The organism is Priestia sp. YIM B13552, from assembly GCF_042787775.1.
GTDB classification, from domain to species: Bacteria; Bacillota; Bacilli; order Bacillales; family Bacillaceae_H; genus Priestia; species Priestia megaterium_E.
Genome location: NZ_JBHZOU010000008.1, coordinates 31,446 through 52,442, shown reverse-complemented (window position 1 = coordinate 52,442; position 20,997 = coordinate 31,446). Strand labels below are relative to the sequence as shown.

Annotated in this window: 21 protein-coding genes and 1 pseudogene; 10 read left to right on the top strand and 12 right to left on the bottom strand. The window is 32.6% G+C overall.

What is annotated here, in order from left to right; translation table 11 throughout:
- Positions 1–111: 111 nt before the first annotated feature.
- Complete coding sequence (locus ACFX40_RS23760) at positions 112–390, bottom strand: hypothetical protein (RefSeq protein ID WP_377239055.1); 279 nt, start codon at positions 388–390, stop codon at positions 112–114.
- A 192-nt stretch (positions 391–582) separates the two neighbouring features.
- Here ACFX40_RS23760 and ACFX40_RS23755 point away from each other — a divergent pair, with 192 nt between their 5' ends.
- Entirely contained in the window at positions 583–1,071 is a 489-nt protein-coding gene (locus tag ACFX40_RS23755; RefSeq protein WP_377239084.1) for a DinB family protein, read from the top strand.
- 466 nt (positions 1,072–1,537) lie between these two features.
- Here ACFX40_RS23755 and ACFX40_RS23750 read toward each other — a convergent pair whose 3' ends face one another.
- The 3 genes from ACFX40_RS23750 to ACFX40_RS23740 all read right to left on the bottom strand — a co-directional run bounded on the left by ACFX40_RS23750 (position 1,538) and on the right by ACFX40_RS23740 (position 5,144).
- Positions 1,538–2,773 (bottom strand): MFS transporter, encoded by a 1,236-nt coding sequence (locus ACFX40_RS23750; RefSeq protein ID WP_377256566.1) that lies wholly within the window; start codon positions 2,771–2,773, stop codon positions 1,538–1,540.
- A gap of 20 nt (positions 2,774–2,793) precedes the next feature.
- Positions 2,794–3,900 carry a HesA/MoeB/ThiF family protein gene (locus tag ACFX40_RS23745; protein ID WP_377256563.1) on the bottom strand — a complete coding sequence of 369 codons (1,107 nt, stop codon included), beginning with the start codon at positions 3,898–3,900 and terminating at the stop codon, positions 2,794–2,796.
- A gap of 332 nt (positions 3,901–4,232) precedes the next feature.
- Positions 4,233–5,144 carry a DNA-3-methyladenine glycosylase family protein gene (locus tag ACFX40_RS23740; RefSeq protein WP_377256560.1) on the bottom strand — a complete coding sequence of 304 codons (912 nt, stop codon included), beginning with the start codon at positions 5,142–5,144 and terminating at the stop codon, positions 4,233–4,235.
- A gap of 160 nt (positions 5,145–5,304) precedes the next feature.
- On the opposite strand from ACFX40_RS23740, the gene ACFX40_RS23735 reads away from it, so the two are divergent.
- Together ACFX40_RS23735 and ACFX40_RS23730 are read left to right on the top strand one after the other, a co-directional pair.
- A complete protein-coding gene (locus ACFX40_RS23735; protein ID WP_377256557.1) occupies positions 5,305–5,781 on the top strand; it encodes a DinB family protein in 477 nt (158 codons plus the stop codon).
- Positions 5,782–5,876: 95 nt separating this feature from the next.
- Complete coding sequence (locus ACFX40_RS23730) at positions 5,877–6,722, top strand: isocitrate lyase/PEP mutase family protein (protein WP_377256554.1); 846 nt, start codon at positions 5,877–5,879, stop codon at positions 6,720–6,722.
- Positions 6,723–6,918: 196 nt separating this feature from the next.
- On the opposite strand, the gene ACFX40_RS23725 is transcribed toward ACFX40_RS23730, so the two are convergent.
- The 4 genes and pseudogenes from ACFX40_RS23725 to ACFX40_RS23710 all read right to left on the bottom strand — a co-directional run bounded on the left by ACFX40_RS23725 (position 6,919) and on the right by ACFX40_RS23710 (position 11,106).
- Positions 6,919–8,628: an MFS transporter gene (locus ACFX40_RS23725; RefSeq protein WP_377256751.1), complete on the bottom strand. Its 1,710-nt coding sequence runs from the start codon at positions 8,626–8,628 to the stop codon at positions 6,919–6,921.
- A 3-nt stretch (positions 8,629–8,631) separates the two neighbouring features.
- A complete protein-coding gene (locus tag ACFX40_RS23720) occupies positions 8,632–9,153 on the bottom strand; it encodes a PadR family transcriptional regulator (protein WP_377239061.1) in 522 nt (173 codons plus the stop codon).
- 807 nt (positions 9,154–9,960) lie between these two features.
- Complete coding sequence (locus ACFX40_RS23715; protein ID WP_377239063.1) at positions 9,961–10,254, bottom strand: hypothetical protein; 294 nt, start codon at positions 10,252–10,254, stop codon at positions 9,961–9,963.
- Positions 10,255–10,538: 284 nt separating this feature from the next.
- Positions 10,539–11,106, bottom strand: a pseudogene (locus tag ACFX40_RS23710) (YitT family protein).
- A gap of 474 nt (positions 11,107–11,580) precedes the next feature.
- On the opposite strand from ACFX40_RS23710, the gene ACFX40_RS23705 reads away from it, so the two are divergent.
- Positions 11,581–12,387, top strand: coding sequence for an alpha/beta fold hydrolase (locus tag ACFX40_RS23705; protein ID WP_377239065.1), 807 nt, complete (start codon positions 11,581–11,583; stop codon positions 12,385–12,387).
- 224 nt (positions 12,388–12,611) lie between these two features.
- Here ACFX40_RS23705 and ACFX40_RS23700 read toward each other — a convergent pair whose 3' ends face one another.
- A complete protein-coding gene (locus tag ACFX40_RS23700; RefSeq protein ID WP_377256551.1) occupies positions 12,612–13,157 on the bottom strand; it encodes an undecaprenyl-diphosphatase in 546 nt (181 codons plus the stop codon).
- Between the two features lie 225 nt (positions 13,158–13,382).
- Positions 13,383–13,934 (bottom strand): YhcN/YlaJ family sporulation lipoprotein, encoded by a 552-nt coding sequence (locus ACFX40_RS23695; RefSeq protein ID WP_377239067.1) that lies wholly within the window; start codon positions 13,932–13,934, stop codon positions 13,383–13,385.
- 193 nt (positions 13,935–14,127) lie between these two features.
- Here ACFX40_RS23695 and ACFX40_RS23690 point away from each other — a divergent pair, with 193 nt between their 5' ends.
- The 6 genes from ACFX40_RS23690 (at position 14,128) to ACFX40_RS23665 (ending at position 19,939) form a co-directional block, all read left to right on the top strand.
- Positions 14,128–14,343, top strand: a complete 216-nt coding sequence (locus ACFX40_RS23690) for a hypothetical protein (protein WP_377239068.1) — start codon at positions 14,128–14,130, stop codon at positions 14,341–14,343.
- Between the two features lie 362 nt (positions 14,344–14,705).
- The gene (locus ACFX40_RS23685) at positions 14,706–15,638 is read left to right on the top strand and encodes an alpha/beta hydrolase (RefSeq protein WP_377239070.1); all 933 of its coding nucleotides are present in this window, start codon (positions 14,706–14,708) and stop codon (positions 15,636–15,638) included.
- A gap of 386 nt (positions 15,639–16,024) precedes the next feature.
- Positions 16,025–17,206 carry an Alp7A family actin-like protein gene (locus ACFX40_RS23680; RefSeq protein WP_377256548.1) on the top strand — a complete coding sequence of 394 codons (1,182 nt, stop codon included), beginning with the start codon at positions 16,025–16,027 and terminating at the stop codon, positions 17,204–17,206.
- A gap of 17 nt (positions 17,207–17,223) precedes the next feature.
- On the top strand, positions 17,224–17,598 hold the full coding sequence (locus ACFX40_RS23675; RefSeq protein ID WP_025751496.1) for a hypothetical protein: 375 nt from the start codon (positions 17,224–17,226) through the stop codon (positions 17,596–17,598).
- Positions 17,599–17,923: 325 nt separating this feature from the next.
- Positions 17,924–18,826: an Rpn family recombination-promoting nuclease/putative transposase gene (locus tag ACFX40_RS23670; protein WP_377239072.1), complete on the top strand. Its 903-nt coding sequence runs from the start codon at positions 17,924–17,926 to the stop codon at positions 18,824–18,826.
- A 468-nt stretch (positions 18,827–19,294) separates the two neighbouring features.
- Positions 19,295–19,939: a hypothetical protein gene (locus ACFX40_RS23665; protein WP_377256545.1), complete on the top strand. Its 645-nt coding sequence runs from the start codon at positions 19,295–19,297 to the stop codon at positions 19,937–19,939.
- Between the two features lie 23 nt (positions 19,940–19,962).
- On the opposite strand, the gene ACFX40_RS23660 is transcribed toward ACFX40_RS23665, so the two are convergent.
- The gene (locus tag ACFX40_RS23660) at positions 19,963–20,247 is read right to left on the bottom strand and encodes an AbrB/MazE/SpoVT family DNA-binding domain-containing protein (protein WP_221816161.1); all 285 of its coding nucleotides are present in this window, start codon (positions 20,245–20,247) and stop codon (positions 19,963–19,965) included.
- A gap of 105 nt (positions 20,248–20,352) precedes the next feature.
- A complete protein-coding gene (locus ACFX40_RS23655) occupies positions 20,353–20,565 on the bottom strand; it encodes a hypothetical protein (protein WP_377239074.1) in 213 nt (70 codons plus the stop codon).
- Positions 20,566–20,997 lie beyond the last annotated feature (432 nt).

Here is a 20,997-nt window from a genome sequence, read left to right as displayed (position 1 = left end):
TAGTTCTATTCTTATCTGATTATATATCAGAATTGAGTTTAAAGAGCATGATATAGTATACAGATCTAGTTACCATAAAACGGATTATGGGCAATCATTGAAATAACTATATTAAGTTAATGGAATACCTAGTGTTATTTTTTTAACCCATTCTTTTAGTTCCATATCTTCATGAAAATATATATTTGGTTCAATTTCTAAATCAATACATAATAAAAAAATAAGGTATTCATGTAGTTGATCTTCATCATAAGAAAGCCTATCTCTACTCTCTAGGTTTTGAACCCATTTATAGGACCATTGATTAAATTGTTCTCTAGACATATTTCCTTTAAGAACGTTTTCCAATTTGTTTATCAAATCTTGTTTAGTTGGCTGACTTTCAAACATTGATTTCACCTTTCCTAAGTACTTATTAAAGTTACCATAAGGGATTTTGTAGGAACAAAACAGTCTATACGACTCTATGTATTACCTTGTCTTATTCCAATGAGACAGGTATCTATAAATATTTCTCGAACTAATTAATACCCCCATTAAAAAAGAGACAAAGTGAAAAATACAGTAAACGGAGGAATTAGTTTGCAAACTATGTTTCATTATAACTGGTTGGTTAGAGAAGAGTGGTATCAATGGTGTGAGAATATTCCACTAGAGGAATTGCTTCGGAAACGAACAGGAGGAGTAGGAGGAATATTACATACTCTCTTTCACATTGTTGATGTAGAGTGGAGTTGGGTTCGCGTTCTTCAGGGAAAGGATGATTTCCAGGAGAGTTTTGAGAACTATCAAAGCTTAGAAAAAGTTCGCCAGCTAGATACAAACTTTCAGTTTGAGGTAAGAGAGTTTGTTAGGTCTTGGAATGCAGAAAAAGAAAAGAATATTCTTTATGATCCACAACCAGATGGAAGTATAGTAACTGAGACTTGGGGAGAAGTTATGCGTCATATGATTGCTCACGAAATACACCATATTGGACAATTATCGGTATGGGCTAGGGAAATAGGAAAGAAACCAGTTTCAGCTAATCTTATTGGTAAAGAACTTAGTCATACATTGCCGAAAAATTAAGTTAATGAATTTTATTGATAAAACTCATGGCTTGTAATTAAGCGAATATGAGATTTCAAATTTCGGCATCTTCTAGTATATACAATAATTTACACTAGTTGAGGTAGGAAGACATTCTTAAGAATGTCTTCCTACCCAACTAAACTAAAGATTTGTGTAATATACCCCACTGATTTGTCTTTTTTAGTTTCCATAAAACGTGTTTTCGATACAAAAAACCTCTAAGGTAAATATCCTAGAGGTTTTTTATTATTTAAACTTCAAAATTCCATTTGAAAAAGCGAAGAGAACGATAATAAAAAAGATTTTTGCTTGTATTTCAGACACACATTTAGATTAAAAATTAAAAACCCCTATTAACTATATGCTAAAGGGGTTCTTACTTATTGTTTAAACTCCAAGTATGAAGTTCTTATAGAAGAATACAATAAATATGAATATATTTCAAGTCAACTCAAGTACTTATCTACTTGTTGCTACTATTAATAGGTTGATCTATAGATTGTTGGGTCTCAAATAGAGAGGTTTTAATACCGATTAAAGACGCCACAATCGTAAGGATACCTGCTGAAATAAAAATTAAAGAGACGCTAATATATTCGGCTGCTACACCTGCTAACATTCCACTAATCGGTAAAGCTAAAAAAGCTAACATACGAGTTGAGCTAATTACTCTTCCCAATAAGGCTGATGGTACAATCTCTTGCCTAAGGGTAAACCAATTAATCGCCAATAATGTTACAGCACCGACAATTACAATTCTACATAATATCAACAAAATAACTGCAGTGTTTGAAAAAGTAAGGATAGCTTGTCCTAAACCTATTATCACTCCACAATAGATAATTATATTTCCTCGCGGTAATTTATTTAGTTTATTTGCAGCATAGATTGCTACAAATGAACCTAAGGTTTGTAGGGAAAATATTAAACCAATATACTGTGCCGACAAATGTAAATTATCCTTTAGATGAAACATAAATAAAGCTTCCATAGCGCCATAACCCACATTAATCAAGAATATGAGAATAGTTCCTATCAAAATCTTTTTAGTATTTATAACGTATTTAACTCCTTCAGCTATCGAATTCATTATAGAACTATTAACTGGATTCTGGCTTTTATATTTCTTAGTTATTAAGCTAATGAATATTCCAGAAAGAAAATACGTGAAAAAATTAAAATATAATAAGTTATGAGTTCCAACCAAAGCAATTAAAATACCTGCTATTGAGGGGCCTGCAAAGGTTGTAATTGTCTCTGATAACTTGAATAAAGAGTTACCTTGTATTAAATTTTCACCTTCTAAAATTTCTGGTATGACTGATTCAAAACTTGGATGATAAAATGCACTGACAGCTGATATTAAAAAAGCTACCACATATACAATCCATATATCTAAAACGTTTATTGAAGCTGCAAGAGGTATGATAATAATTAAAATGGCTGATAAAATATCACCTATTAATAAAATGTATTTCTTACTTATGCGATCAGCTAAGGCTCCGCCTAACAAACTAAATAATACTTGAGGCGTAATTTCTAAAACAAATGTTAATGCCATTAAACTTGGTGATTTAGTCAAATCATATACTAATAAAGGCAATGCGATTTGAAAAAAAGACGTGCCCAACTTACTTGTTGTGGCACTTAAAAATAAGCATAAAAAATCTCTATTCTTTAATACTTCATAAGATTTCAATATTTATCCTCCCATAATTATTATTTACCTACTGTTACAGGTGCGGAATGGCAAACTGGACAATCCTCTTTCTTATTCCACTCTGAAATAGGGTAAGTTTGATATGTAAGGAAATTTAATTCCATCATTTTCCCTAATGATGTTGGAGTTTGAATACCTGTTACCAACCCTAAAAATTCATTTACAATAGCACCAGCTAACATAGCTACATTTGGGCTAATCGCAGCATTATTTCTTTGAAAATTTATTTGATGCATGCTATCAAGTTGCTTATTAACAATAACATCACTTTCTATTATGGTTCGTTTGTGGCACTCTACACACCCAGTTTTTCCAGGTAACATAGAATAAAATCTGCCCCTTGTGTTTAGGACTCCGCCGGAAACCAACGGCTTTCCTAACTTCACTACAGCTTCATTTACCCAATCCTGTATATGAAGGGTTGGTTTATCGGCCACACAAATTACATAATCACTGCCTTCAATATGTTTCATTACATCTTCAGCACATTCTATACGCTTATTAGTAACATTTAAATTAACATTTGGATTAAAGCTCGATATTCTTTCCTTTGCTAGTTCCGTTTTTAATTTATTAATATCTTTTTCAGAATATAACAATTGCCTGTTAAAATTGCTTAATTCCAAAGTGTCAAAATCTAATGCATTAATGTTATGAAAACCTAATGCAGATAGATGATATAGTATTTGGCTACCCAATCCTCCAATTCCGAGCAAAGCAACCTTAGTGTTTATAATAGTTTCTTGCACACTGTACTTGTTGTCCTCTAAAGACGTAAAAAGCGAAAAATAATTAAGGTTTGCTTTATATCTTTCGAGTTCATAATCTCTTATAGATTGAGGATTTAAAGAATTATCTTCTAAATATTTCTCTGTATCTAATGCGTTTATCCCTTCTAATACCTCATTTTCTTTTATGTTTGGATACTTTTCTTGAACTAAATGTATTATTTCTTCTATAGAATTTTTTCCGTTGATAAGAGAAATTAAATACTTAATACTTCCACTAGGATCTTCAATAACTCCTGCTACTCCATCTTCTTCACCAATATGAATTTCATCATTAATAAAAAATACAGGGATTGTCTCTTTGAACTTAGGTTTCATTTCCTACACCTCACTCCATTTCTCTTAATTATTGAAATAGGGAACTATCATATGATAGCTCCCTATATTTACAGACTTGAAGTTTAAACAATAAGTAAGTAGTTCACATAATTAAAACGTTTTAGCCTGGAATACCGTTTAATACAGCAGCTTTATTAGTTGTTTTTTTAACTTTTACTTTCATAACTAACACCTCCATTTCTTAAAAGATATATTCATAATATTTCATTAAAAAGGTATTTTCAACAAATAAACCTAATTTTTACAAAATTCAAACAAAAACAGGTCAATCATCCTTTTTTTCGTTTATTTTAAACCTGTAAATATTCCTTTTATAATATTTTTTCTTGCATATAAAACCAGCATAGATGAGTAATCCAGGTTTCCGAAGTTTTCCATTGAGTAGATATTCTTCTAACTTGTGATTCCGTTAATAACTCATCATACTCATACATCTCTCCTACCACTTTACGTATAATTAAATCTCCTGCAGGTAGAATGTCTTGACGCCCTATACCTCTCATTAGTATTGACTCTGCCGTCCATTTTCCTATTCCTCTATGTTGCATTAAATAGCTACAACCCTCGTCACGGTCCAATAAATATAAGCAACTTAAGTCTAACTCCCCATTTATAATGGCTTTAGTTATTTCATGAATATATTCAGCTTTTCTTTGACTTAGCTTTAGGTCACGAAGTTGGTTTATATTTAACTCCATCACCTTATGGGGGCATAAATCTGTATAATATTTACAATTATTAATTGTTATTTTAGCACCTGTTTTTTCTAATAAACTCTTTTTAATCCCGTGAGCAACTTTTGCACTAATTTGTTGACCGATGATTGCCCATATAGTGGATTCGTAGACACTTCCTAATAAAACAGGTCTAAACCCTTCGTACATTTTTATTAATTTTCCTATCTTAGATTCATTGGCTATAAACTTTTGAGATTTGTCTATATCTTGTTCCAGACAAAATATTGTGATAATTTTCTCCTTTACTAGTTGAACATGACTATTTTTAACTTCTTCACCAATAACTTTAACTTCCAAGTACTTACTATCGATTCCTTCGTCCCTAACTAATACTAGGTACATTCTTCCCCCTATTACAAAAGCTCTACAATATGTGTTTTCAATAACCTTCTCGATTACAAAGGAGGGCGAGTTTTTTATGTATCTTAAAATTAGATCAAAATTATATATGTTTGGTTTATTAATTCTAATTATTTTTTGTCTCATAAGTTCCTCCTGATTTTTAATAAATCTATATTAACAGGCTTTCTTAAAAAATTAATGATTAATTTAAATAAACAGATAATATTTATAAAACTATCCATATTTTTCATTGTAATACTTTGGATATGTTATATTTATAGTAAAATTAAAGGAGTGAGCAAAAATGAATGCGATGAATTTTATTTTACTAAATTTTGAAGAAGTGAGACGTCGAAGTATAGAAGTATGGATGTCAATACCTCAAGATAGGTTAGACTGGCGCCCTGATCCAGAAGCAATGTCATGTAGGGAGATGATACATCATGTTCTTGAAGGAGAATACCTCTATCATCAAATGTTAGAAAAACCCCTTAACCTTTCTCTAACAGAGGAGCATAATCCTTATAAGCTAAAAACATTTAGTTCTGTTGAAGAAGCATTAAAGTTTGCTCAACCATATAGGGAAAAATTTATAGGGTTTTTAGGACTCCTTAATGAAAAGCAACTAACTGAGATAAAAATAGACCGTTCAGAGATGGGATATATTCGAGAGTTAGGGGACATGTTGTTACGAGTTGCATATCATGAATCAGTACATACAGGACAACTTTTAGATTACTTAAGAACTGCAAAAGTTAAACGTCCTATAATATGGGATTAATTTTCTGATAATCTCCTGTTGTTTTATTTTCCTCTGCTCTAAAGAAAGCTCATACAAAGCCATAAAGTTGTTTATTTAAAGGGGGAAGAACCATTGTGAATAATGAAAAGCAATTACTTAAATTTCAAACGTTTCAACAACTTCACAAAAGACCCTATACTTTTGTTTTGCCCAATGCTTGGGATGTTATTAGTGCTAAAATTTTTGAGAAAAATGGGTTTCCATCTATTGCAACGACCAGTGCTGGTATAGCAATGTCTTTAGGCTATACTGATGGTGAAAAAATTCCTTTTGAACAAATGTTAGGAGCTGTTAAGAGAATTATTAATTCAGTCAATATCCCTGTCAGTGTAGACCTAGAGTCCGGATATGGAAAGTCTACTAATGAAGTGGTAGATAATGTAAGGGAAATCATTTTAGCAGGAGGAATTGGTATAAACCTAGAAGATGGGACAGGAGATTTAGATAGTCCTATTTTAGATGTTTCGTTGCAAGTAGAAAAAATATCTGAAATTAGATTACTATCTAAATCGCTAAAAGCCCCATTATTTATTAATGCGCGCACTGATTTGTATTGGTTAAATACAGGAGATCCTGATCTAAGACTTCAAGAAGCCATTAATAGGGGAAAAGCATATCAAAAGGCTGGAGCAGATTGTATTTTTATTCCTGGACTATATGACATGGAATCCATTAAAAAAGTTCGACAAGAACTATCTTGTCCCATTAATCTTTTGTCTGGGCCAAACTTGCCTTCTATTAATATATTATCGCAAGTTGGTATTGAAAGAATAAGTACTGGATCCGCCCCCTTTAGAGCAACTGCTACATTATTACAAAGAATTACTGAAGATATCCTTTATGATAATAATTTTCAACGATTAATGAATGATAATATGAGTTATAATGCGATAACAGAACTAATTGGGACTCCTAAATAGAATTTATCAAATTATATTTAGCTTGCCTTTATAGAGCTGATAGGACTACTTAAATATACAGTAGTTCTTTTGCTATTTGAACTATATTTAAACAGTTACCATAAAACTATTTATCGGAAATTACGATTAAAAAAGCCCTTTGTTTAGGGCTTTTCGTCCATAATTTATCATTACATGTTGAAAAATAAGTATCAGATTAATTTATTTTTAGTTCGCCTGTGACTAATTTTTTCTTTTTTTCTTTTCTAAATGTAAATCCTAAAAAGGTACAAATAAACACGAAGGGAGCTGTAGATTTATACAAGTCACTAAAACTACCAGCAATTTTAGTCGTTCCATATTGATTGACTATTTTTGAGTATTTTTCTATTTCTGTTTGTTGTTTTGTTACCTGCTCATATACCTGTTTATATATTAATGGTTTGGCTACCTCTCTCTTATCGGAAGGCATCTCTTTTAATATATGTTCTGACTTCTCTTCAACCATCCTGTCTATTTGCTTTTCAGAAAGTTGATTATTTTCTTCAACCTGCTTTTTATCAGAATGAAAAACATCCTTTGTATGTAGTAAAACCTTAGTTTTTTCAGCTTCTTTTATATTAAGTTGACTTAGTTGAGTTGTAGCATACTTAATTACTTTATCTTGATTTTGATCAATTTTATTTGTTAATCCCCCTACAAAAATAGCGACTGCTAAAACAACACCAACTTGTCGAAGCATAGAGAATACGCCTTGTGAAGCCGTTAATAACTCGCCTTCAAATGAGGAAGTGCTCGCTATTGTAGCTGTGGCAATTATAAAGCTAAATCCAATTCCTAATAATGTACACAACATAATAATCTCAGATGATGTACTATTAATATTTAGACTCTCTAGAAGGTAGTAAGCACCTCCCATAATGATAAAACCTAGAATAACAGGAACAATAAAACCTATTTTTTTAACCAATAAACCTGCTAACTGTGAAAAGAGAAAGATAGCTCCTGATACAGGTGTAACAAGCAGGGCAGCCTCTAATTCAGTTTTTCCTTGAAACCTTGTCAAAAATTGTGGCAATAATACCATTACTCCTATTAAAAAAACATATCCTGCTGAGACAACCAGTACAGATCCTAGAAATTGGTGGTCTTTGAAGAGGGTCAAATTAATCATAGGATCTTGTACTCTTTTTTCTAATAAAATAAATAAAATGAGCGAAATAATACTAATTGAATAGCAAATTAAGGCCCCTTTGCTAGTCCATCCCCAAGAGTTTCCTTTAATTAACACTAAGGTTGCTGTGAATAGTGCAATAGTTGAAAGAATTAATCCTCCCCAATCAACCCTAGCTTCAACTTTCTTTTCTTGTTTTAAGGGAAGTAAGGAGATACAAGCAATAACACCGATAACACACACCGGTATATTCACGTAAAATACCCAATGCCAGTTCAATTTTTCTGTAATAATTCCACCCACCGTTGGCCCTAATGCGGTGGATAAACCTTGCGTTGCGCCTAATAAAGTTAGCGAAACCATTCTTTTCTCTATTGGCATTATCCCTACTCCGATAACCATACTGAGTGGAATAAGAATAGCTGCCCCTACACTTTGAATAAATCTAGCTACAATTAGGAAGTTTGCAGAAAACGATAAGCCACATAATAAAGAACCAAATCCGAATACTATTAATCCCAGCAAATAAAACTTGTTTCGCCCAAACATATCAGCAAACCTTGCCATTGGTATGGCAAGTACTGCAATAGTCATGGTATAGACATTAAGCATCCAAGAACTCGTTTCCAATGTAGTATGTAAGTCTTCTTGGATGGCAGGCAAGGTAATATTCATTATTGTAGAATCAATCATACAGATAAAGATCCCTAAACACATTAATAACAAAACTTTTGTTTGGCTTTTTTTCTGCATCATTTATTTACCTACACTCGTTAACTGGTGTAATTCTTTTTCTATCCATTCTAGGGTAAATCTTGCCTCATCAATCCCATAAAGAAGTGTAATTTTCTTATGACGTTCCATATTAGGGTATTTCTCATTAAACAATGTTAAATTATTTAATTGTGCTTGTGCCTTTTGTTTCTCTATATTCAGCCATTCTTTTATTTTATCGTAGCTAGTATATTGTCCAAAAAATATGCGTATTAGCAAATCTGATCGGATTAACGTAGGGTTTAACGGACTATTCATATAGCTATGGAATGCTTCCTCTCCTTTTGGAGTAATGACATATAGATTTTTATTAGGTTTTCCTTCTTGTTGAATAACCTCCTTTTCAATCAGCATATCTTTTTCCATTCTTCGAAGCGCTGGATAAATTGCTCCGTAAGAAGCATCAAAAAAGTAGGAAACAGAATTTTCCATCATTTGTTTAATATCATACCCACTCATCGGTTTTTCGACTAAAAAGCCTAAGATAACATTTTGTATGTTCATTTTTATCCACCTTCATATTAATATTGTTTATATATATAATATTAATATAAACAATATTAATATGAAAATCAAACATATATTTTTTATTATAGAAAAATTAGGTAAAAAATCTTATTATTTAATGAATATCATATACAAAGTTAGTTAACATAATGGATTTTTATAGGTAGTCATAACACAAAGTGAGAAACATAAAATACAACAAGGAACTATCAGCCTGATCTTTCCTTGAGAAAAAACAATCCAACTCCCAGGGATTGTTTTTTCTCTTTTTAATAATAATTATTTTTTTACATATTGAGCAAACTATCTAAGAAGCTGTGAAGTTTCTAATTGGAAATCCTCACTACTTTCTTGAGTTCACAACATGCTTCATGAGAAGACTACTGATCCCTGTTCAGTAGTTTTTTCTTTTTATTACATAAGTTACTGATAATTTAAGCAAACTATACAAGACGCCGTGAGGCATCATAAAATAGCTCTCCATTCCTTACGAGGATAGAAAAAGCCACTGATTAGGCCCAGTGGTTTTTCTGTTTTTAAGCTGTATATCGTATACAACCTTAGTTAACATAATGCCTCTTTCCGGAAGACACGAAAAAAGAGAACCCTTACGCCCCAAGGTTTCGAAGAAGTTCTCTTTTTCTCTTTTATACATCCTTGATATGACTACGTTTTCTCGATACCCCCAGTGGAAGGTGAATGCATAAAAAGTCTGCATTATATAATATGTTAGTTCCTATAAAAATAGTCCTTATGGATAATTATGCTATATTTTTTGAAAACAGATTCCACATTCAGTTTCCTTTATAAGAAAGGTCTAGATGAATCAATACTGTATTCTAATAGCATTTTTATAGCGTTTTCTGGTAATTGATTAGATTTCTCAAGTATTATTGGTGTCTGACCATTTCCGGTGGAATTATAGGAAACAAAAACTAATTTTTTTTCGTCTTCACCAGGAAAGTTTAACTTCGTAGGTAATCTAGATTCCTGGGGGCTAATGTTTTCCTTAAATGTTGTGGACTTCTTATTTATAAGTATCTCGTAAAATTCACCGTTGTAAATGAATCCAATTGCCGGTGTATTACCATTGCTCATTAATAGACCCTCCTGATTTTCATATAAATACAAATGTACTTATATAGTATGATTTAGAAAGAGATATGGTATTCAATTTATAATCAAACAAATGTCATAGCAGCATTCCTTAATTTTCACGAAAAGGTTTATGTATTTTAGATCACTCTAAAAGAAGGCCATTTTTAGAAGGATTTTAGGTTTATAAGTCAAAATAGTTAACATGAACTTATAAAGCGATTGAAGGTTGTAGAAAGGGAGGGGCAAAAAACGGAGGATAGAAAATACTAACTTTATAATCCGAATTATTCCTTTTTTGTAATTAACGAAGTCGTCATTCCACCTATAAAAATTGTCGAACATGAAAAAAGAAACGTTTTAGGTCCTAATAAAGGAAGAGCTGCTGTTATGATAAAACCATCTATAATTAAAATAACCATCCCAATGTTTAAGGAAAAAGCTTTTGATATAAGTTGTGCTAGTAAATCTGTTCCTCCAGTACTTGTCTCGTATCGAAGCATAAGACCAACTCCCGTCCCAATACATATTCCTCCAAAGATTACACTAGGAAAAACAGAAAGTTGAAACTGGTCTTTAAGAGGCTCTAGCCAATCAATCAATCAATAAAGAAGAAATAATTAACCCATAAAAACTATTATAAAAATAAGTTCTTTCATAAACCCAAGCAAACCAACATAATGGAAAACCCAAAATAATAATCATCACACCTGTAGGAAATTCAAAATAATAGTGAAGGATGAGAGCAATTCCAATTGTTCCTCCATCTAACAAATAATGAGGAACTAAAAATCCATTAATTCCCACACTTAACAATAAGCTTCCGACAAGAACAACCGGTATTTTTCGAAACATAATAATCACCTTTTTAATTAATTTATCTCTTACTATATGTATAAGCTTTAGCTCCCTGTCATGAATGTTTTTTCTCTTTATGTAAATGAATAAAAGTTTATCTTTTAAACAAACTACTCAAGATGGATAAATCATAATACTATAGTAAACTCCTAAAAAGCAGAAAACTCCCTTCTAACCTATGGGAATTTTTCTGCTTTTTAAGCTGTGTATCGTATATATGTTTATTTCACATAATCAGCATTATCAGAAATCTTATTAACAATTCTAAAATCCCCCCTTTTTAGTCTGTATAGCCTCACTATAATAACCTCATAATAAATAATAAAAAAGCTCTTTGATTTTAAACAATACAGAACAAATAGTTAATTATATTGAGTTAAATGTAAGATGAAAGAAGATCTTGGTTTTCATAAACTAGATTAATCTTAACTAAAAAGTAATTATTAATTGATTTTGGAGTGAGAAATAATCATGCCTTTTATTGAAATAGACACGAATAAATACTTGTATTATGAAGAGCGTGGACAGGGTATGCCAGTCATCTTTATTCATCCACCTGGCATGGGAAATAAAGTCTTCCATTACCAATACGATTTGTCCAAGCATATGAGAGTCATCTTTCCAGATTTAAGTGGTCATGGACGAAGTCCTAGAGCTGAACAAACTGTATCAATTTCCTTCTATGCAAACGAAGTATTGCGTTTTATGGATGCGTTGCATTTAGACAAGGCTATTATATGTGGTTATTCTGCTGGCTGTCTAATTGCTCAAGAGCTGGCTATTTATCATCCCGATAGAATCGAATTATTAGTTTTCTCAGGAACTTACCCTATAGTAAGAGATATACCTGGACAACTATTACATAAAATAGGAATGTATATGGTGAAAGAACACCTAAATATATTAATAAAAAGTCTTTCTATAAGTCATACTCGGGACAAGACACTAAGAAAGAGCCTAGTTAGTTATATGAAAAAAGCAGATCAAGAATCATGGTATCAGTATTATAATCATTCATTACACTATAACTGTTTAGACAAACTTCATCATTTAACTATGCCTTTGTTGTTTATATATGGTGGGAAAAAGGATTGGACTACCTACTATATGAAAGAGTATAAAAATAAATGTAAGCATGCTGAATTCTTCGTTTTACCACAACAGGGTCATCAACTGCCTACAAAAAAGTGGGTTCAATTTAATGAGCTAATTACAGGATTTGTCTTAAATAAATCCAGTTATAAAACAAAAAAAGACTTAAGCAATGAATATTCTTAAAATCTGATTTGTATAAAACTCGATGATAAACTACAGGAGATCGATAAGATTGTTTAGCTCATCAGCCTAAATACATATTTTACAAATGAAAATGAGACGCTTAGGGAATTTTTCCTTAAGCGCTTTATCTTATCGTTATTAGTAGAAGCCTATAGCAACTGCTTTAACTAATCGTTAAAGCAAGTACAGAATCGAGACTACCATCATTAGCTATTGAAAATGCTTCATTTACGTAATGGAGCATACGACTTTTGGGTTTTTCGGTTCATTATTTTTAGAGAACCAAAAAATTTCTCAACGATAATACTTGTCAAACTACCAACAAAGAGGCTTCGGATAATATCAGAGGGATAATGATGCCCTACCCAAATCCTTGAGAATCCTGTTAATAAGGACACCCCCCACATAACTGCCCCAATGACACGTTCATGTAGTAAAATAGAAGTGGATACAGCAGTTGCAAGCAGCGTATGTTTACTCAAAAATGCGGAGTTCATCTTTGAAGGAATAAGTATGCCGACACGGCGCTTCATAAATGGACGAGGTTTAAAATAAAAACATTGAATTAACACGTTGGTCAACAACGTAAAGGTCGCAGATATGACGGCATATACAGTCACTTTTCTTTGTGAATAGCCTCGAAACCACATCAACATTAATACAAAAGCGAATAGATAACGTACCTTATTTGAAATCAATATCATCAGCATATCTAATACAGAATAGCGACCAGCAAGCTGATTGATTATCCTGAATATTTTATAATCCATTCTGATTTTCTCCTTCATTTTTAGATAGGCATACTTTTCTCTCCTAATGTAGAACCCATTACCTGATCAATGTTCCTATGATAGCCAAAAGGAACCAAAAAATAACTACTATTAAGTCATCTCTTATAATAGAGACAGAAGCATAGATGAAACCTCCTTAATCTATAAGGAGGCCTCTCTTTTTAAAACATAAAAAATTGCTTTGTTATATCTCATTATTTTTATTTAACGATTGTTAGGAAAGACTCTTCGAACGGTTTCAGTAAAGTCTTCAAATAGACCATTTCTTGTCGCATCTTCATTAATTCGGTTTCCGTACCCCTCCATACGATTTACGAAATCAGGATCGGATGACACATACACATTTCGAATATCTCGATCTGTAGCTTTTACTTGATCTGAAATTTTCTTTTTTAAAGGGTCGGTTACTTCTCCGTTTGCTTCATTCTTTAAAACAACAGCCACGTATGCATTTCGGTTTGTAACAATCACATTCGCAGTGCCTACTTCATTTAACTTAGCAATACGATCCGCAGCTTGATCAGCTACCTCTAATCGTGTCTGATCATTATTATCTACATTATTATTTTGAACACCGTCGGGTTGAAATCCCACGTCTCGTAGATCATTGTTATCACGATTATTTTGAGCTTTTTGTTCAGACGGTTCTTCAGTTGGATCAGGCTCAGCTTCATCTTTTTTATCATTACAACCAAAAAGAAAACCTACTGATAAAATAGCTGATAAGAGTCCCAGTACATATTTTTTTGTCTTCATTCCTTTTTCACTCCTTCTAATAATCATATATGTATTAAGGTTTACATTGTTTTTTAAATAATCACAGGAAATAATTTGAAAACATATGTGAGGACAGCATCATTTTCCCAGTATATATACGTAGCATTGGCAAAAAATAAAAGTGTTGAAAGAGAGCTTTCTTTCAAACACTTATCAAAGAGGGATTTGCATAATGAATAATGTACAGCAGCTAACTTCTTTATTTAATGTTAGTGGCCTATTTGGGAAGAAAAATAATAACAGAGGCATGCTATTGTCACTTTTAAGCATAGGAATTGGGACTTTAGTGATTTGGATAATAAGAGGAAATGGAAATAAAACAGGGGCACCAGCTATGCAAACAATGACCAGTAGAAACCAGATGAAAAACGGTTTATCCAAGCAATAAAAACTGCATTTACAATAGTATGTTTTGTATAGCAATTGAGTTACCGTTGATCATTAAAAGCTTTATGCAGTTTTTACTGCATAAAGCTTTTAATGATCAAAAAATAAACACCGAAGACTTAATTACATAGAAGTGATATGACCATCTTCTATTTACAACATATGAGTACAACCTATTATTAATCGATATATTGTTAATCAAGCGAAGCTCATCTATTAACTAGCTGCATAAGACTAGATTTCAGTGAAAATCCATATATCTTTTTTAAACCAATCCAATCTTTGCACCATAAATTTTTCTTTTGGTTCTTCATTTTCATTATTAAATGATATAAATAAATTACGGAGACACAGAGGTCGAATATGAAACAATTTATTAAAAATATTCAAAATGATCAGCATTTTCGCTTTACATACAATTCACGCCCCATGAATGAAAACATCAAACGTTACAGTGAGTTTTACAATCTCCCAACAGAGAACATAATGTATCGTTACGGGTTTGAATCGTTTATCCATGAACGGCTGTTTATCCAATCTTTTCGTCCCTTACCGGTAAAAGCTCATATTCTTCTTCTTCACGGTTATTATGATCATGCTGGAGTACTAAGTACTGTCATTCGTTTCTTGATTCAACAAGGGTTTCATGTGTTGACATTTGATTTACCGGGACATGGATTGTCAACAGGAGAACGGGGAGCCATTTCGGAGTTTTCTCTCTATACAGAAAGTATTCGAGAAGTCGTGCGTAGACACCTGTCTTCAAGCTCTCTGCCTGTCTATATCGTGGCTCATAGTACGGGCGCTGCTGCTGCAGTTGATTATATATTGAATAACCCTGAAACGTCTCAGATTCGAAAAGCAGTGCTTGTCTCGCCCCTCGTTCGGCCTTATCGCTGGAATGCAATCACCATTTTGATAAAGCCCTTAAAAACGTTCACCAGGAATTTGAGAAGGATACTTCGAAACAATTCATCAGATGCAAAGTTTTTGCGTTTTGTGAAGAATGATCCGTTGCAGAATGATCAGGTCCCTCTCAGTTGGGTAGAAGCATTGATAAGATGGAATGAATTGATTAAGAAGGGGTATCCCAGTTCTGTCCCTGTTCTCATCCTCCAAGGAAAAAAGGACACAACAGTGGATTGGAGATATAATGTTGGTTTCTTACTAAAGAAGTTTCCAAATATAGAGGTTGAACTTATAGAAAACGGAAAACATCATTTATTAAATGAAGAAGAGCTGATAAGAGATAAAGTGTTTTCTTCTATCCATCGCTACTTAACAAATGATGTGTAAACGATGATTCCGAGAACAATCGGTGTAATATATGTGTATTTTTGGAAATTTAGGGTTTTTATTTTGTTATCTATAATAATTACTCTAACATCTTGTAATAGATTTAAATATCTTGTCCGTAAAAGTATACCTTTACAGACAGTGTGTGTCTTAGTATTTAAAGTATTCAGATTAAATTTTATGATTAAAAGAGAAACCCTAATCATCCATTCCTCTAAAATGTGACTGTTTTTCCAATACCAAAATAAGTTCAACTAAATAAAAATAATTGTTGATATATGTAAGTTTTTGAAGATAACTAAGTTGAACTAAATGATTGAAATTCCACTCTTCTTCTTGTATAATTAGTTCAACAGAAGTTCAACTTAAAAATGAGGTGTATAGAGATGAAAATTTCACGTTTTAACAAGGATTGTGGTAACTCAGTCGATATGAATATTATTGATGGATACCTATTTGACTTTCCAACCAACGTAGTAGAACTCCAAAAAGACGCTGCTGATTCATTCTTTACTGATGCTGTGACAGCACCAGAAGAATTTAAGAAGCGTATCTTACTATCTACGACCATTGGTGACGAAGAGAAAGAACGTTATTTCTTAGTGGGTGATATTGCAGCAAGCCAACAACTTGCTAACAACCACATCAATCGTTTACATAACAAAATTACAAGCCATATTCCTTATGTAACATTTTTAGCTGCTATTGCATATTACCATGCATTGCATGCGAAAGATCAAAAGGATAATAGCATCGAGATTGACTATTTCTCTACGATGTTACCAATCTGGTTGCTAAAAAAAGAAAGCACATTTGGTGAAGTGCAAAAAGCAATGGCAACTCGCTTCTTAGGTGACCATGCTTTCCGTATTCATACGCCAGGTTTCGAAAAAGAAATAAAAGTTTCTGTAGAAGAAAGTGCATGCTTAAAAGAAGGTGAAATTGCACGCTTTGCATTAAAGAAAGACTTAACGCTTCAAGACCGTGAAGATGCTAATGAATATGTAGAATGTGAAACCGTGATGGTCGATATTGGTGGAGGATCCATTGATGTTGTGATTTTACCTGAAGGATTAAAAGCTGCAAACAGTCGCGAATCATTCCAAAGTATTGAAGGTATTCCATACCTAGCACACATTGATAAGTTACGCAAAGAGAAATTCCCAGAGTTGTTTACCGATTTACGTGCATTTGATCAATTTATTTTAGATAACTACAGCAAACAAAAATTTGAGTTAAAGAATGAAAATACGGGTGAATCTATTGATTTAACAGCTCAAATTACATCTTCTCTAAAAGAATATGTAGAGATTTTACTAGCGAAGTTAAATGATGTGGCCCCACCACCAGCAAATAAAATTCGTAAATACGTATATAGTGGCGGTGTTGCTCCGACACTAGAAGTAGCCATCATGACAAGTATGAGTGAAAAGATCGGCGAAGAACGTACAGAGAAATATCATAAAGTACCAGAAGATAGCCGTCACTTGAACTTATTCGGCTTAGAAATTCGAAGCATCGGTTACCTTCAAAAGAAACAAGCTGAGAAGAAAGCCGTTAAATCCTAACAGCGTAGGTGATAACCATGACAGAGCGTCAGAACGCCTTTACGATTAAAACCAATCAGTTAAGTGATGAAGTCTATGACATACTCGCAAAATATGCAAAGTCTCGAAAATTAGGGGACTATATTTCATCTTTAATTGTTCGCGACCTTCATCGTGCATCTACCAACCAAGTAGAATCAGCACATAGAACAGAAGAGCTTCTCGAACATATCAATTCAGAACTGCAGGAATTAAAGCAATTAGCTAAAGCTAATGGTTTTGTAGGTAAGCAAGAGGAGTTAGAAGACAAGCCTTCAGAAAGCCAAACCTTAAAAGAAGGTAAGATTGCAGATTTAGAGCAAGTATCTGGTTCTTTAGACGACGATGATCTCGAAGAATATAGTGATTTTTAAAACACTAAGCCACTAGGTATCCTAGTGGCTTTTTTGCTTTCGGTGGTTTATTGATTTTTAAGGTGTTTCCATTTTCATATTTACAGAGAACGTGCTCAGACTAAAAGAATGATGTGAATAAGGAGTTTATTTATTGGTAATAGAAATCAGACCCAGTACTTCTATTTGTTTTAAGCACCCCTTCATACTTCTTTGTATCAAGAACATTAATAAGTGGTGTGACAAATACCGTATTGATACTCAATTTGCTCCTAGAGTGTTAGATAGAAGGAATCGGTATAGTCATGGTATACTAATAACAAACATGGAAATGATGGAGGATATTATGACAAAACGATTAGATTTGCGTGTCGACTTTGCATTTAAATCACTATTTGGCACACATGGAAATGAATCTATTTTAGCTGCTTTTTTGAACGCAGCACTCCGTTTTCCAGATGATAAAAAAATTCAGACGGTGCAGTTATTAGATCCGCATTTCAATAAAGAAAATCAAGAAGATAAACGCTCTATTTTAGATGTACACGCACAGTTAGAGGATGGAAGCCGTGTTAATATTGAAATTCAGCTTAATAACAAACATGACATGGAAAAACGAACACTCTATTACTGGTCTAAAATGTACAGTAGTCAAATGAAAGAAGGCATGGACTACGGAGAGCTTTGTAAAACGATTACCATTAACATTGTGAACTTCCGTTATTTATCTCATATTCATGATTATCACTCTACCTTTCAGTTATATGAGCGAGAGCAGAAATTACTCCTAACGGATATGCTGGAAATTCACTTTATGGAGCTACCTAAGTTATTAATAAAATGGCGTAACAGAGAGGTAGATCCACGGGAAGATCAACTTGTGCGATGGTTATTATTACTTGAAGCATCCGAAGATGAAGAAATCACTCAGGTATTGGAGGAGATTGCGATGCAAGAAGATCAAGTATTGAAGAAAGCGATGGACGAGTGGGAACGTGTTAGCCAAGATCCGGAAGTGCTATTAGCATATGAAGCACGAAGAAAAGCATTATTAGATGAAAAGTCAGCTTTAAGAAGAGCTGAAAAACTTGGAGAAGAAAAAGGAAAACAAATAGGTGAAGAAATAGGCGAAAAGAAAGGTATCATAAAGGTGGCCTTAAGTATGATCCAAAAGGGTTTAGATACCCAAACAATCGCTGAATTTACAAACCTTACACCAGAAGAAATTGATAAATTTCGTCACCAATGATCATATTTTGAAAAGAGACTGCCTAATAAATTAATTTATTAGGCAGTCTCTTTTTTAATTTCTTCATTATCAACTTATCTAATTTGAAGTTTATTTTAATTAAGTTTGCTTATATTTCTTGTATCCTTATCACGTAGCGTACTATAGTAGGAAAATATAAGTCTTTTATTTTTTATTAAATGGAAGGCCAGTTCTTATATACCCTCTTTTAAGTTGCACTAGCATTTTTCTTTTTTTTCACAGGTAATCCGTACTTATTAGAGTTTTCTTTTATTTTTTTTGCGATTTCTTGTGCTTCTTCTTTCGTCATTTTCATACAAAAGACTCCTCTCATGTTCTAGTATTATAAGTTTTTTCCACTATCTCAAAAAAATATACATGCTCCTCCCTCCCCTGCCATATACATGTTTTAGGTATGTACAAAAAGTCATTGTCCTAGAGATAATTTTAGATTTTAGGAGTGATTATGTGAGAATAGAAGAGAAGAAAAGAAAAATTCGAAGTGACAAAAAACGAGATGTAAAACCATCTCTTCCAATTGATCTTAAAGAATGTGTTTATCGATTGTCTTACATTACAAATACACCTGTAAAAAATGTAGTTGAATCAATTTGTATATCAGGCCTTGCTTCTTCAAAAGTAATGGATTACCTATCAAATTATTTTAGAAGAGGATTTAGCTTTGGCAGCACTGTGTATATGGGGGATATGTCCAAAGAGCCAATTAGACACCTATACAAAAATATTGAGAAAGAGCGTGTCTCTACGCGTTTAAAAGATGGACATGGAGAAACGTATGATATTTTGAAACGCTTAGCTTATGCTTTAGATTGTCCTCCTGCATTAGCAGCATCTTTTTTAATTGAAGCGAGCATAAGGAATTCTGATTTTGTTGATGACTACATGACTCGGCATTTAGAAGAAGAATTGGATCAGGGAAGAATAAAAGAGTTAAAAGAGGTATTAAAATTTATTAATAAAAATAACCCTTATAAAGAAGAGTACAGTTTACACAATTTAATTTCTTATATTATGGATGAATTAAAGGTAGGAGCAACCAGCTTAGGGTCTTCTGTCCAAAACTGGTTAGAAAGTATACAGCATAAAAAATAGTTTCATCTAAAAAACCTTTGAATTTACGATTCAAAGGTTTTTTGCTTATCTTTTATTTCGTTAAATAAAATTTTTGCGCCTAACGGACTTAAAACCATGTTATTTGCATATCTGCGGTTTTGAGGCGTTATCTCGCCTGTAATCACACATTTGTTATATTCTTCGTATTTTTTTATTTCTATATGATCATCTTCCAATAAGATTTCTACTGAATCGCCTTTAGCTATATCCATTCCTTTTCTTAGTTCAATGGGAAGCACTATACGTCCCAAGGCATCTATCTTTCTTAATGTACTTAGTCCTTTCATCCTAACTCTCCTTTTATATGTTCACAAGTGTAACTCCGATATTATACTATAAATGTATAAATTAACCAATGTAATTCTTATAAACTAAGCTTTTGGAGACAAGTATTAGAACTTTTTCTTAGATTGCTCTTGTACGTAAGTACAAGTATTTGCATGTTCACGGGAAAAGAAATGATCTTGTTTATGATAAACTTTCACTCCACAAGAGGGGCAAGCAAAGAAACCCACTTTAGGACCTTGAGTCACTTCATGTGCATAAAACTCACCAGCTGTTTCAAACATCACTACATGGTTCGCTTTCTCAATCTTAGCTCTCATACAAGCATCTCCCACCTTATTTTGAGTTTAATTCCATAATAAGGTTTAATATGGTGAATTGTAAAAGAAAATGTATAGGTATATACCTATATCTGAAGGGAAAAGTAGCATTTCAATGCCATTTACGCATGAGAATGCTGCTTTTTATTTTAATTCTCCTCTAAACGAACTCCTTCCAATCTATAGCTATATACACTCGCCAACCTTATACAACTTTTATAGGAATACATAATTGAACGTTCATAAAAGTGTATACACTTATGAAGACGTTCGTAATTTGTTTTTAAACTAAAACGAACTATAAAAGTGATAGGTTTCATATAAAAAAACAAAAAGTCCGTAAAGGTATACTTTTATGAACGGTATATTTTGTGTTATTGTTAAATTTATACAAATAATCCTATTTCAAATTTGGGTTTAAATATTATATCT

Excerpts from the sequence above, each read along its gene's own strand:
- ACFX40_RS23660 (WP_221816161.1), bottom strand. The coding sequence starts at position 20,247 with ATGAAAGGACTAAGTACATTAAGAAAGATAGATGCCTTGGGACGTATA.
- ACFX40_RS23745 (WP_377256563.1), bottom strand. The coding sequence starts at position 3,900 with ATGAAACCTAAGTTCAAAGAGACAATCCCTGTATTTTTTATTAATGAT.
- ACFX40_RS23725 (WP_377256751.1), bottom strand. The coding sequence starts at position 8,628 with ATGCAGAAAAAAAGCCAAACAAAAGTTTTGTTATTAATGTGTTTAGGG.
- ACFX40_RS23760 (WP_377239055.1), bottom strand. The coding sequence starts at position 390 with ATGTTTGAAAGTCAGCCAACTAAACAAGATTTGATAAACAAATTGGAA.
- ACFX40_RS23680 (WP_377256548.1), top strand. The coding sequence starts at position 16,025 with ATGAAAATTTCACGTTTTAACAAGGATTGTGGTAACTCAGTCGATATG.
- ACFX40_RS23735 (WP_377256557.1), top strand. The coding sequence starts at position 5,305 with ATGAATGCGATGAATTTTATTTTACTAAATTTTGAAGAAGTGAGACGT.
- ACFX40_RS23690 (WP_377239068.1), top strand. The coding sequence starts at position 14,128 with ATGAATAATGTACAGCAGCTAACTTCTTTATTTAATGTTAGTGGCCTA.
- ACFX40_RS23740 (WP_377256560.1), bottom strand. The coding sequence starts at position 5,144 with ATGAGACAAAAAATAATTAGAATTAATAAACCAAACATATATAATTTT.
- ACFX40_RS23700 (WP_377256551.1), bottom strand. The coding sequence starts at position 13,157 with ATGGATTATAAAATATTCAGGATAATCAATCAGCTTGCTGGTCGCTAT.
- ACFX40_RS23720 (WP_377239061.1), bottom strand. The coding sequence starts at position 9,153 with ATGAACATACAAAATGTTATCTTAGGCTTTTTAGTCGAAAAACCGATG.
- ACFX40_RS23655 (WP_377239074.1), bottom strand. The coding sequence starts at position 20,565 with ATGAGAGCTAAGATTGAGAAAGCGAACCATGTAGTGATGTTTGAAACA.
- ACFX40_RS23705 (WP_377239065.1), top strand. The coding sequence starts at position 11,581 with ATGCCTTTTATTGAAATAGACACGAATAAATACTTGTATTATGAAGAG.
- ACFX40_RS23715 (WP_377239063.1), bottom strand. The coding sequence starts at position 10,254 with ATGAGCAATGGTAATACACCGGCAATTGGATTCATTTACAACGGTGAA.
- ACFX40_RS23695 (WP_377239067.1), bottom strand. The coding sequence starts at position 13,934 with ATGAAGACAAAAAAATATGTACTGGGACTCTTATCAGCTATTTTATCA.
- ACFX40_RS23670 (WP_377239072.1), top strand. The coding sequence starts at position 17,924 with ATGACAAAACGATTAGATTTGCGTGTCGACTTTGCATTTAAATCACTA.
- ACFX40_RS23685 (WP_377239070.1), top strand. The coding sequence starts at position 14,706 with ATGAAACAATTTATTAAAAATATTCAAAATGATCAGCATTTTCGCTTT.
- ACFX40_RS23675 (WP_025751496.1), top strand. The coding sequence starts at position 17,224 with ATGACAGAGCGTCAGAACGCCTTTACGATTAAAACCAATCAGTTAAGT.